Origin of the sequence: Arthrobacter pullicola (assembly GCF_014836875.1) — a bacterium.
GTDB classification, from domain to species: domain Bacteria; phylum Actinomycetota; class Actinomycetes; order Actinomycetales; family Micrococcaceae; genus Arthrobacter_B; species Arthrobacter_B pullicola.
The window spans coordinates 203,668-215,923 of the sequence record NZ_JACSQC010000003.1 but is presented as its reverse complement, the minus strand read 5'-3'; the positions used below and the strand labels follow the sequence as shown (position 1 = coordinate 215,923).

The 12,256-nt window shown below is 63.9% G+C and carries 9 protein-coding genes; 3 read left to right on the top strand and 6 right to left on the bottom strand.

Going from position 1 to position 12,256, the window contains the following annotated elements; translation table 11 throughout:
• Positions 1–365: 365 nt before the first annotated feature.
• From H9638_RS07245 to H9638_RS07220, 6 genes are all read right to left on the bottom strand, one after another.
• Positions 366–1,658 (bottom strand): hypothetical protein, encoded by a 1,293-nt coding sequence (locus tag H9638_RS07245; RefSeq protein WP_191746539.1) that lies wholly within the window; start codon positions 1,656–1,658, stop codon positions 366–368.
• 86 nt (positions 1,659–1,744) lie between these two features.
• The gene (locus tag H9638_RS07240; protein ID WP_191746538.1) at positions 1,745–2,752 is read right to left on the bottom strand and encodes a helix-hairpin-helix domain-containing protein; all 1,008 of its coding nucleotides are present in this window, start codon (positions 2,750–2,752) and stop codon (positions 1,745–1,747) included.
• A gap of 98 nt (positions 2,753–2,850) precedes the next feature.
• Positions 2,851–3,975 carry a DegV family protein gene (locus tag H9638_RS07235; protein WP_191746537.1) on the bottom strand — a complete coding sequence of 375 codons (1,125 nt, stop codon included), beginning with the start codon at positions 3,973–3,975 and terminating at the stop codon, positions 2,851–2,853.
• Between the two features lie 11 nt (positions 3,976–3,986).
• On the bottom strand, positions 3,987–6,488 hold the full coding sequence (gene leuS, locus H9638_RS07230) for a leucine--tRNA ligase (protein WP_404799650.1): 2,502 nt from the start codon (positions 6,486–6,488) through the stop codon (positions 3,987–3,989).
• 323 nt (positions 6,489–6,811) lie between these two features.
• Positions 6,812–8,338 carry a glycerol kinase GlpK gene (glpK, locus tag H9638_RS07225; protein ID WP_191746536.1) on the bottom strand — a complete coding sequence of 509 codons (1,527 nt, stop codon included), beginning with the start codon at positions 8,336–8,338 and terminating at the stop codon, positions 6,812–6,814.
• Between the two features lie 45 nt (positions 8,339–8,383).
• Positions 8,384–9,127: an MIP/aquaporin family protein gene (locus tag H9638_RS07220; RefSeq protein ID WP_191746830.1), complete on the bottom strand. Its 744-nt coding sequence runs from the start codon at positions 9,125–9,127 to the stop codon at positions 8,384–8,386.
• 251 nt (positions 9,128–9,378) lie between these two features.
• On the opposite strand from H9638_RS07220, the gene H9638_RS07215 reads away from it, so the two are divergent.
• From H9638_RS07215 to H9638_RS07205, 3 genes are read left to right on the top strand one after another with little or no spacing between them, the layout of a single operon-like run.
• Positions 9,379–10,215, top strand: coding sequence for an aldo/keto reductase (locus H9638_RS07215; RefSeq protein ID WP_191746535.1), 837 nt, complete (start codon positions 9,379–9,381; stop codon positions 10,213–10,215).
• On the top strand, positions 10,216–11,142 hold the full coding sequence (locus tag H9638_RS07210) for an alpha/beta fold hydrolase (RefSeq protein ID WP_225217133.1): 927 nt from the start codon (positions 10,216–10,218) through the stop codon (positions 11,140–11,142).
• Positions 11,139–12,236, top strand: coding sequence for a glycosyltransferase family 4 protein (locus H9638_RS07205; protein ID WP_191746534.1), 1,098 nt, complete (start codon positions 11,139–11,141; stop codon positions 12,234–12,236). Before H9638_RS07210 ends, H9638_RS07205 begins: the two co-directional genes overlap by 4 nt.
• Positions 12,237–12,256 lie beyond the last annotated feature (20 nt).

The window sequence follows — 12,256 nt, the reverse complement described above, 5'->3', positions numbered from 1 at the left end:
TGGGGCCGGCCAGGAAACCATTCCCAGTGATGTGCAGCGAGCCAGGTTCCCAGGGTATTGGCGGGTTCGACATCCCAGCGGTTCGCGGTCATTCCGCTAAGTTAGGCATCTGTTGCCCTGACCTGCCCCCGGTCCCCGGACGATGCGGATACCTACCACCGATACCGTGCCCGGACAGACCGTGTGGAGGGCCAGTTGATGGCCGAATCCAGATCCGTGCCAACAGGGCACTCATTGATTGCCTTCAACCGGTTCGTCACTGATGCAGAGGATCCGAGGCAATGGCAGCGGCCACCCGGTCTTTTCGACGTCGCCGCTTAGAACACCGGTTGGGTTTGGTCCAGGATGTGCGCGGTCAAGCGACGTTACAACCAAGTCTCCCCTGGCAATTTGGCCACCAACCTCGTACCACTCAATCTTTCAAGCAATATGTGCATCACTCCCAGATGCGATACTTCGGGATATTGTGTGGAAGTTATATCACGCACGAGTGTTTCCAATGAAGGACTGGCATGCTTCCAGCGCAGCACAAGGAAACTAAAGTCCAAGAAGGTAAACAGGAGTGCAAATCGGCCATTCTCACGATCTTCATCGCTGAGTGATGCCACTACGAATCTAAACTCTCTTTTCGGCGAAGAACCTTGATCACGAAGCGCCAGCACCTGGGCTCCGCCCAGGCTAGTGTCACCAGCGCGAACAGCCTCCGCCAATACGCGCGGGACGTGAATATTCTGGGAAGCCGCGAGCGTGAGAGCGGTTTTTAGCGCCCACATATTTGTCAGTTTCTCATCACTGAGGAAACTGCCTGCGATAAACGCCTGCTCAATTGGAGACTCAAGTTTACGACCTTGCTCGTTGTTGCATGTTTCACACAAAACCGATGCCACAATTGGTTGAAGTTGCATTTTTTTCATCAGCCAGTTCGGCGTGCAGTGCTCCCGCGTTATATTTTCGGTTGTTAAACAGAGAAGGCATATCTCCTGAACGAGTGTTTTTGAGACTCGCCTGTCCACCGGGTCAATAAAGTAGTGTTCGTAAGTGACCGAATCATTAGCTTGATCGACATAAAGTCGAGGATTTGCGCTGATCTTAGCCCGCCAAGCCCTTGGAGATTTCAGAATCCTGTCAAAATTTGCCTGGGACATTAGAGCACCCGTGTCGGCTACTTGTGGCACTTTCACATCGGAGCCCTCCTGAGGCACAGACAATACTCTGAAGGTATTATCTCCGGCCGCTTGAAGCATCATCCCGAGAGTCTCTGTCAGAAGGATGAAATCTGCAAATAATCGGCTTATCGGAAGTTCCAGGCGCTTACCGTTTGCAGAAATCAGTAATATTATTACACCCTGCAGTTCGGTTATGTCGAAGGAGGCCCGGTTATCAAATTCAAGCGCCAAGGGAAAATAGAATCGACTTTCGCTCAGCGTATAGTTGGCTGGCCCCAGGTCCGGAAACAATGCGCTCCAATTCTGGATGATCACAAAGGGCACACAGCTTGTACGCGGCCTCCCCGCGACATCGGCAGCCATTCCACTGATGCTTTCTTCCAATGTTGCAAGGGTGAGAAGACGTAAAGCAGGGCGGATAACTATGCCACTCCCCTCCAGCTGAACACTAGGTTCGAACCATAAATCTTCGGGGATGGGCTCAGTGGGCATTCTGAAATAGTAGCGGCTAAAACAGGCTCCTCATTACCGGGGCTAGCCGCCTCAACGCCCGCGCCCGGGGGCAGGTCCCACAGGGGTCAGACCGTAACCAATGGCAGAAGCGCTGCGAGCATGGCCTCCCCGATTCCCGGTACGGCATCCAGGTCTTCCGGCCGCGTATACCTGCCGTGGTCGGTCCGCCAGGCTACGATCCGTGCTGCCAGGACCGGCCCCACACGGGGAAGAGTCTGTAGTTCAGCATCGGTGGCGGTGTTGAGGTTTACCGGCCCCGCAGCTGGTCTGCCGCCGGTTACACCTCCCGCTGCGCCACCACCCACCCCAGATGCATACCCCGGCGTGTAACCCACCCCCGGCCCGGATGGGTTTTCAGGCCCAGATGGACCAAAGGGGGCCGAAGCGACTGCCGGTCCCGCGGCGTCCGAGCCAATCGCGGGGATCACCACCATGCTTCCGTCTTCCATGAGTGCGGCGAGGTTCACCAGGGTGAGGTCAGCTTCGGGCAGGGCCCCGCCTGCCGCCCCAACCGCGTCGGCCACCCTGCCACCGGACTTGATACGCACGATTCCCGGGGCGGCAACGGCTCCGGCCACGTGGACCACGAATTCAGGGCTGGTGGCTGTTGTCCGTTCCGGCGACCCGGGCAGCTCACCCGGTGGCGCGCCATCCGACGGGTTCTGGGCCGGTCCCGTGGCTAAATCCGTTCCCGGCAGGCCCAACGCAGGCTGGTCCGATCCAGGAATGGATGTGACGCCACCCTCCGCGGTGTCCACGCCGGCACCAAGTTCCACGGCAATGGTTTCGTGTGGCTCACGATTCTGGATCAGGGGTATGGCGACGGCTGCCGCCACCAGCAGGCACGCAAACATAACGGCAGCACGCAGCGGAAACCGCCACCGTCGGGGAAGGGCAGCCGGTTGCTCAGCAGCCTGGATACCGTCCGGGGTCTCGTCCGGAAGGGCGCTGTCCAACCGCCTGCCAGCTGATTCCGGCGGCAGACCAGCGGCCTGCCGTTCCCTCCGGCGGCGGACTGTGAGGCGCGAGGGCAGGATTTGTGCAGGTTCGGTGTCCCAGCGGTGTGCGGCCATCCCTGAAACCTAGCCCGGGCAGCCTGTCCTGCCGGTTCAACCGAAGCCGTTGTGGATGCCTTCGGGCCGTACCGGTACCTGCCGGAAGTTGTGGAGGGTCAGTCGATGTCCGTGTCCGGATCCAAGTCACGCACTGATGCTGAGCCGCTCACCGGAGCGGGATCCGTTCCCTGCCCGGCGGCATCCGGCCGCTGACCGCGGGACGGTCCGGGATCCTGCTGGCCGGCATCCTTTGTTTCTGCCGGTCCGGGACCGGCCGGCCCGCTGGCATTCGTGCCTGTTTCAGCAGGCCCTGGATCCACCGCCGCCGCAATAGCCACCGCCAGCACACCAAGACCGGCGTGGGCGGCCAGCACAGCGGGCAGCGGACACAGCAACACCGTTGCATCGGCACGTTCACGGATCACCGCCGACGCCAGCCGCTCGGCCTCCGCTTCGTTGCCGAAATGGTGCACTGCCACACGGACCGGTCCGGTTCTGGCAGCGAGCTCCGCGCGGCAGAGCTCTTCCAGCCGGGCCAGGGCCTTCGGGGCAGTGCGGACACGTTCGATCGGGACCACCAGTCCGTCCCGGATGGCCAGGATCGGTTTGACCGCCAGCAGGGTGCCGAACCATCCGGCGGCAGCCCCGATCCGGCCGCCGCGGCGGAGCTGTTCGAGGCTGGGGACGTAAAAGAGGATGTCACCTGCGGCAGCCCGGGACGTGGCAGCCAACGCCACGCTCTGAGCGTCCGCACCCGCTGCCGCCGCTTCCGCCGCGGCCTCCACCGCGAATCCCAGTCCCATGGCCACGGACGCAGTATCTACAACGTGGACCGGGATTTTTGCCGTCCGGGCCGCCAGGCGGGCCGAGTCCACGGTTCCGGAGAGTTTGCCGGAAAGGTGGACGGAGACAATGGCTGCGTAGCCGGCGTCGGCGAGTTCGGCGTACACCGCCTCAAACTGCCCCGGCGCCGGGCGTGACGTGCGGACGTCCTGTCCCTGCGCGAGAGCCAGGGCCAGGGCACCGATCATTTTGTCGGTGCCCTCACCGTAGATCTGGTCGCCGATCATCACGGGCATGGAAACGACCCGGACCAGGGCGGCGACGCGTTCCGACTCCGCCCAGCCGCTGGGCAGCGAGCAGGATGAATCCGTGACGACGGCGATGCGCGGCGGCGGCACGGTGTCCGCCCCGGTTGCCCGGGGCTTGAACCACCGTCCGCGCAGCGCCGTCCAGTCCATGGAGCGCAGTCCTAGGCCGGCACGATGTTCACGAGCTTGGGTGCCTTGACGATCACCGTGCGGATCCCGGCTCCGTCGAGGACCTTGATGATCTGCTCCGAGGAAAGTGCCAGTTCGCGCAGGGCATCCTCGGTGATGTCGGCCGGAACCTCGAGCCGGTCGCGGACCTTGCCCTTGACCTGGACGATGGCAGTCACTCTGTCCTGTACGAGCAGCTCCGGGTCGACTGCCGGCCAGCCGGCGTTCGCCACGGAGGCCGGGTGGCCCAGCGCGTTCCAGAGGTCTTCCGCCGTGTACGGCGCGAAGAGGCTCAGGATCACGGCCACGGCTTCAGCAGCCTCGCGGACGGCCGGGTCGGCTGCGCCGGCACCGGAATCGATGGTCTTGCGGGTGGCATTGACCAGTTCCATCAGCTTGGCAATGACGACGTTGAACTTGCCGGCATCCAGCAGATCGGCGGCGTCCGCGACCGTGCGGTGCGTAACCGCGCGCAGCTTTTTATCACCCGCGGCGACATCGGCTCCGGGCTCGCTGGTGATGTCCTGGCCCAGGCGCCAGGCGCGGGCCAGGAACTTGGCGGAGCCCGACGGCGAAACATCCGCCCAGTCGACGTCGTCCTCCGGCGGAGACGCGAAGATCATGGTGAGGCGCACGGCGTCGACACCGTATTTATCCAGCTGCTGGCCCAGGTCCACACCGTTGCCCAGCGACTTGGACATGGCCTTGCCGCCGTTGAGCACCTGGCCCTGGTTCAGCAGGGCGCTGAACGGCTCGTCGGCCTCAATGAGGCCCATGTCCTTGACCACCTTGGTGAAGAACCGGGAGTAAAGCAGGTGCAGAATGGCGTGCTCCACACCGCCCACGTACTGCCCCACCGGCATCCAGTTCCGCACGGCTTCGGGATCGAAGGGACCCTCGGTGTAGTGCGGGGAAACGAAGCGCATGAAGTACCAGGAGGAGTCCACGAACGTGTCCATGGTGTCCGTGTCCCGCTTGGCCGGACCATCGCAGGACGGGCACGGGACGTTGACCCATTCCTCAACCGAAGCCAGCGGAGAGGTGCCCTTGGGCGCCAGTGCCTCGCCCTTCAGGTTGTCCGGCAGGGTCACCGGCAGCTGGTCATCCGGAACCGGAACCTCGCCGCACTTTTCGCAGTGGATGATCGGGATGGGGGTTCCCCAGAAGCGCTGCCGGGAGAGCAGCCAGTCCCGCAGCCGGAAGTTCACGAACTTCTCGCCGGTGCCCTTCTCCTCCAGCACGCGGATGGCAGCGGGAATAGCCTCCGCCTTCGGCAGCCCGTCCAGGCTGCCGGAGTTCACCAGGGTTCCCTCGCCGGTGGTGGCGGTGCCGGAGACGGCGGGGTCTTCTTCGCCGGTGTCGAGGACGGCACGCACGGGCAGGCCGAAGGCCTTGGCGAAGTCCAGGTCTCGCTGGTCATGTGCCGGGACGGCCATGATGGCGCCGGTGCCGTAGTCGGCCAGCACGTAGTCGGCGGCCCAGACCGGCAGCTTTTCGCCGTTGAGCGGGTTGACTGCATAGCGGCCGGTAAAGACACCGGTCTTCGTGCGGTCGGTGGCCTGGCGTTCGATGTCGGAGAGGGCCTTGACCTGCTCGCGGTATTCCAGCAGGGCCTCACGGTGCTCTTCGGTCACCAGGTCCAGTGCCAGCGGCGCGTCGGCAGCGACCACGAAGAAGGTTGCTCCGTACAGGGTGTCCGGACGTGTGGTGAAGACGGTGACCTGCTCTTCGGGCTTGCCGCCGGCGGCTTCGATATTGAAGCGGACGTGGGCGCCTTCGGAGCGGCCGATCCAGTTCTTCTGCATAGCCAGAACACGCTCCGGCCAGTAGCCCTTGAGCTGTTCCATGTCATCCAGGAGCCGGTCGGCGTAGTCGGTGATCTTGAAGTACCACTGGTTCAGCGACTTCTTGGTGACCTGGGTGCCGCAGCGTTCACAGGCGCCGTTGACAACCTGCTCGTTGGCCAGCACGGTCTGGTCCTTGGGGCACCAGTTGACCGGGGAGTTTTTCCGGTAGGCCAGTCCACGCTCGTAGAAGCGGGTGAACAGCCACTGCGTCCACCGGTAGTAGCCGGGATCCGAGGTGTGCAGGCGCCGGGACCAGTCCACGCTGATCGCGTAGCGCTTGAAGGACTCAGCCTGGGTATCGATGTTGCGGTACGTCCACTCGCTGGGGTGGGCGTTGTGCTTGATGGCCGCGTTTTCAGCGGGCAGGCCGAAGGAGTCCCAGCCGATTGGGTGCAGCACGTCGAAGCCGAGCTGGCGCCAGTAGCGGGCAACAACGTCGCCCATGGCGAATGCTTCAGCATGGCCCATGTGCAGGTCACCCGAGGGGTACGGGAACATGTCCAGGACGTAGCGGCGTTCACGGCTTCCGTCGTCGGCGGGCGTGAAGACGCCAAGATCGTCCCAGACGGCCGGCCACTTCTGCTCCATGGCCGCGAAACTGTATACGGCATCTTCCGACTGGTCAGTCTGTGACTGCGTGCTCACTATGCTTCGCCTCTGTCCTCAATGAATCCTGGTGATCCGCGGTCTCCGGCATGCCGCCGGTTCCGCCTGCGCTGTTAACTCTTCCCAGACACACAAAAGCCCCTCGTCAAATGCAAGGGGCTGCCGCGTTGTGCATCAACGCGGCTATCTAAGGAGGAGCAAAGCGGTCATTTATCCACTTTACAACAGGCAGTGCCCGACGGCGGCAGCGGAACAGGTGCCGCGCGCCCGGTTACGGACCCATGCAGACACCGGGAATGCCGTTTTCCGGTGGAAAACGGCATTCCCGGTCCTGGCGCATGTCCCTCCGGACAGGGAACCGGACCTTAACGCACGTCTTCGTCCACCCAATCGAAGGTGCGCGTGACGGCCTTGTTCCACAGCCGCATCTGGCGGTCGCGCTCCGCCGGCTCCATCTGCGGGGTCCAGCGCTTGTCTTCCTTCCAGTTTGACGCGAGTTCCGCGGTGTCATTCCAGAAGCCGACGGCGAGGCCGGCGGCGTACGCAGCTCCGAGCGCCGTGGTTTCCACGACCTCGGGGCGGACAACGTCAACGCCCAGGATGTCAGCTTGGAACTGCATCAGCGCGTCGTTGGCGACCATGCCGCCGTCGACCCGCAGTTCGGTGAGCGGAACACCGGAGTCGGCATTGACGGCGTCGAGCACTTCCCGGGTCTGGAAGGCCGTGGCTTCCAGTGCGGCCCGGGCAATATGGTTCTTGTTCACGAACCGGGTCAGGCCGACGATCACACCGCGGGCGTCAGCGCGCCAGTGCGGCGCGAAGAGGCCGGAGAACGCGGGGACGATGTACACGCCGCCGTTATCCTCCACCGCCTCGGCCAGCTTTTCGATTTCCGGGGCGCTCTTGATGATGCCGAGGTTGTCCCGCAGCCACTGGACCAATGAACCGGTGACGGCGATGGACCCTTCGAGCGCATAGACCTGAGGCCTGTCCCCGATTTTGTAGGCCACCGTGGTGAGGAGGCCGTTCTGCGACATGACCTTCTCTTCACCGGTATTGAAGATCAGGAAGTTGCCGGTGCCGTAAGTGTTTTTTGCGTCCCCGATCCCAAAGGCTGCCTGCCCAAAGGTCGCGGCCTGCTGATCGCCCAGAATGCCCGCTACCGGGACTTCACGGAGCAGCTGGGAACCGTGCACCGCTCCGTAGACTTCGGACGAGGACCGGATCTCGGGGAGCATCGACTTCGGAACACCGAAGACCTCCAGGATCGAGTCGTCCCACTGCAGCGTGTCCAGGTCCATGAACATGGTCCGCGAGGCGTTGCTGACGTCAGTGATATGGACCCCGCCCTCAACCCCTCCGGTGAGGTTCCAGACGACCCAGGAGTCCGTGTTCCCGAACATCAGCTCGCCCTTTTCGGCCTTTTCCCGGGCACCGTCAACATTATCGAGGATCCATTTGATCTTGGTGCCGGAGAAGTAGGTTGCCAGCGGCAGGCCCACTTTGGACTTGAACCGGTCCATCCCGCCGTCCTTGGCCAGTTCATCCACGATGGGCTGGGTTCTGGTGTCCTGCCAGACGATCGCATTGTAGACGGGTTTGCCGGTGTAGCGGTCCCAGACCACCGCGGTTTCGCGCTGGTTGGTGATTCCCACGGCGGCGATGTCGTGCCGGGTGAGGTTCGCCTTGGAGAGGGCGGTTCCGACGACTTCGCGGACATTGGTCCAGATCTCTTCGGGGTTGTGCTCCACCCAGCCGGCGCGGGGAAAGATCTGCTCATGTTCTTTTTGTCCGGACGAGACGATGCTGCCGGTGTGGTCGAAGACAATCGCCCGGCTGCTCGTGGTGCCCTGATCGATCGCGATGACGTACTGCTGCTTGCTGTCTGACACTTGGTCTCTCCTTCGAGGTGAGTGGATCGTGGGACCCGGGACCGGTTAGAGGATTGCCGGCAGTGGAATAATCGAGCCTACCCAGCCGCCGAGCGCTCCGCCGACCAGGGGCCCGAGAACAGGCACCCAGGCATAGGCCCAGTCGCTGTTTCCCTTGTTGCGGATCGGCAGCAGGGCGTGGACGATGCGGGGGCCGAGGTCACGCGCCGGGTTAATGGCGTAGCCTGTCGGACCGCCGAGGGAGGCACCAATGCCGACGACCAGCAGCGCCACAGCCAACGGCCCCAGCCCCGAAGGAGTGCCGGCGAAGGCCACGATAACGACCATCAGCATGAAGGTGCCGATAACTTCGGTCACGAGGTTCCAGCCATAGGACCGGATGGCAGGCCCGGTGGAGAACACACCAAGGATGTTGGCCGGATCCGGCTCTTCGTCGAACTGTTTCTTGTAGGCCAGCCAGGCTGCGAAGGCGCCGATCATTGCCCCGAGCAGCTGCCCGCCGAAGTAGGTCAGCGTGGAGCCGAAGGTCACGTCGATGCCGGGAACGAACTCCTCCGCGCCGCTGGTGATGATGCCGACGGTCACTGCGGGGTTGATGTGGGCGCCGGAAACCGCTGCCAGATAGACGCCGGCGAACACGCCGAGCCCCCACCCCCAGTTCACCATCAGGAAGCCGCCGCCATTGCCTTTGGTCTTCACCAAGGCCACGTTTGCGACGACGCCGCAGCCCAGGACGATCAGGGCTGCTGTACCCATCATTTCGCTGACGAATATCTCTCCTAGAGTCACCATCGACTCCCTCCGATCCATTGTTTGTTGTTCTGTTTAGGTTCTCATGGCGTGACCGTGACTCTGAGAGCGGGATGTAGCGCAGGCGGGGGCCTTCCAGCTCGGCGCACTGTAGGCCTATGGAATCAAGCTTTTACGTTTAGCGCCACGAAAACTTTAAAACTGCAGGTCAGCAAGTCTAATAAGCCGTGGTCAGGGACCCGCACCACCTCGTTGCTAACCCCGCGGGCTGATCTCGGTAGAGTTTGAGCATGCAACGGGCCCCAAAACTGACCTTGAACAACGGCGTGGAGATGGACCAGGCCGGATTCGGCACGTACAAAGTCCCGCCGAGGGAGGCCGCGGAACTGGTCACCTCCGCCCTGGACGCCGGTTACCGGCACATCGACACTGCCGCCCTGTACGGCAACGAGGAAGGCGTCGGCGCTGCGGTCCGGAACTTCACAGCCGCAGGGCATGTGGTCCGCGACGACCTGTTCGTCACGTCCAAGCTCTGGAACACCGACCAGGGGTACGATGCCGCCTTCCGCGCCTTTGATGCCTCGCTGGACCGGCTGGGGTTCGAATACCTTGACCTCTATCTCATCCACTGGCCCTGCCCCGGACGGGGACTGTTCGTCGAAACCTACCGGGCGCTGGAGGAGATCTATGCGTCCGGACGGGTGCGCGCCATCGGCGTCTCGAATTTCAACCAGGAGCACCTCGAGGAACTGGCCGCAGCCACCGGAATCGTGCCCGCGGTAAACCAGGTGGAGCTTCATCCGTGGCTGGCGCAGGCCGGACTGCGGGCCTTCCACGACGCGTACGGCATCCGCACGGTTGCCTGGAGTCCCCTGGGACGGGGCGCCGTCCTGGCCGATCCAGTGATCGAAGAGATGTCAGCTGATCTGGGACGGACACCTGCACAGGTGGTGCTGCGCTGGCATATCCAGTCCGGGAACACCGTGATTCCCAAGGCCAGCAGCGAGGACCGGATCGCCGGGAACCTCGACGTGTTTTCCTTCGAGCTCGACGCCGCCCAGATGGCCTCCCTCAACGCACTCGACCGCGGTCAGCGCACCGGCTCAGACCCCCGTGAGGTGAACTAGATGCGGCTGCTGCGCCGGCCCGGCACCGCCGGAATGGGTGCTCCCGGACCGTTCACGCGCGAAGCGGATGTCCGTACCTACCGGGTCCAGGGGACGGCCCAGCGGTGCTGGGACTTCCCCCAGCTTGGCGGGGCTCCGGACGCGCCGCCCATTTTTATGGTGCATGGTTTCCGGGGCGACCACCACGGCCTGCTCCGCATCGCCGAGGCCCTGCCGAACCACCGCGTGATCGTCCCGGACCTGCCTGGATTTGGCCAGGGCGCCGTCCTTCCGGGCACCCATGACGCGGCGGCCTACGCGGACTTTGTCCGCGCCAGTTTCAGTGAACTCGGGCTGGGCAGCGACACGGTCCTGCTGGGCCATTCCTTCGGTTCGATCGTCGCGGCACGGACCGCGGCGGAATCGCCGGAACTGATCAGCGAACTCGTTTTGGTCAACCCGATCTGCGAACCGGCGTTGGAGGGGCCGAAGGGCATCACCAGCAAGGCAGCCGAACTGTATTACCGGGCCGCGGCGAAGCTGCCGGAGGCTGCCGGGCATGCCCTGCTGGCCCATCCCCTCATCGTGCGGGGCACGAGCATCATGATGGCAAAGACGTCCGATCCGGGGCTGCGCCGCTGGATCCATGCCCAGCACGATGCCTACTTCAGCGCCTTCGCTTCCCGCGCCGTCGTACTAGAAGCGTTCCGTTCCTCCATTTCCGAGACCGTGCGGGACTCCGCTGCGGCGCTGCGGATGCCCGTCCTGCTGATCGCGGCGGACCGGGATGATCTCGGGTCGGTTCCCGCCCAGCGCAGGCTCGCCGGCATGATCCCGGACTCGGAGCTGGAGATCATCGAGGGCTGCGGGCACCTGGTGCACTACGAGGCCCCGGACGCGGCGGCGGCCCTGATCGCCGGCTTCCTGGACCGGAGGCACCGGGCATGAAAATTCTGTTCGATGCCCGGTTCACGCGCACTGATCAGCACGACGGGATCAGCCGGTACGGTGCCAGCCTTATCGAGGCCGTGTCCCGGCATGCGCAGGTGCAGATGCTGATCAGTGACGAGAGACAGCTGGCGCTGCTCCCGGATGTGCCCTGGGTCAAGGTTAATTCCCCACTCTCCCCCGCTGAGCTTTTCGTCGCGCGCAGGCTTAACCGGTTCGACGCCGATGCGGTGGTCAGCCCGATGCAGACCATGGGCAGCTGGGGGCGGAACTACCCGCTGATTCTGACCCTGCACGACCTGATCTACTACCAGAATCCGACGCCGCCGGGTTTCCTGCCGCTGCCGGTGCGGCTGCTGTGGCGGCTCTACCACCTGGCCTACTGGCCACAGCGCGTGCTCCTGAACCGGGCCGACGTCGTCGCCACCATCAGCCACACCACGGCTGACCTGATCAAACGGCACCGCCTGACCCGCCGTCCGGTCCGGCTGGTCTCCAACGCCCCGCAGCCCGGGACCGTGCCGCGTGCGGCCGGTTCCGCGCCGGAACCGTTCCTGCTCTACATGGGTTCCTTCATGCCGTACAAGAATGTTGAGACGATCGTTCGCGGCATGTCCGCCCTGCCCGGTTACACCCTTCACCTGCTCAGCAGGATCAGCCCGGACAGGCAGTCCGAGCTGGCAGCGCTGGCCGCGGAACCGTCCCGGCTGGTCTTCCACAACGGGGTAACCGATGAGGAATACGATGCCCTGCTCCGCCGGGCCACTGCGCTGGTCACTCTGTCCAAGGCGGAGGGTTACGGACTGCCCGTGATCGAAGCCATGGCGGCCGGGACACCCGTGATTGCCAGTGACATCCCCATTTTCCGCGAGGTGTCCGGCGGGGCGGCCCTTCTGGTTGATCCGGACAGGCCGGAAGCCTTCGCGGCAGCAGTCAATGATCTTACGGATCCGGGGTGCTGGGAGGCGACCGCCGCCGCCGGGCTGCGCCGGGCCGGCGAATACGGCTGGGATGCCTCAGCAAAGCAGCTCGTTGACGCGGCAGCGGAGGCCTCCCGCCTGTTCGCGGCGAGGAAACGCCGCAGGGCCCGCTAAACCGGGTGATCCGCTAAACC

Bases quoted from the DNA above. Each gene is read 5' to 3' on its own strand.
- H9638_RS07245 (WP_191746539.1), bottom strand. From the start codon at position 1,658: ATGCCCACTGAGCCCATCCCCGAAGATTTATGGTTCGAACCTAGTGTT.
- H9638_RS07240 (WP_191746538.1), bottom strand. From the start codon at position 2,752: ATGGCCGCACACCGCTGGGACACCGAACCTGCACAAATCCTGCCCTCG.
- H9638_RS07235 (WP_191746537.1), bottom strand. From the start codon at position 3,975: ATGGACTGGACGGCGCTGCGCGGACGGTGGTTCAAGCCCCGGGCAACC.
- H9638_RS07215 (WP_191746535.1), top strand. From the start codon at position 9,379: ATGCAACGGGCCCCAAAACTGACCTTGAACAACGGCGTGGAGATGGAC.
- H9638_RS07210 (WP_225217133.1), top strand. From the start codon at position 10,216: ATGCGGCTGCTGCGCCGGCCCGGCACCGCCGGAATGGGTGCTCCCGGA.
- H9638_RS07205 (WP_191746534.1), top strand. From the start codon at position 11,139: ATGAAAATTCTGTTCGATGCCCGGTTCACGCGCACTGATCAGCACGAC.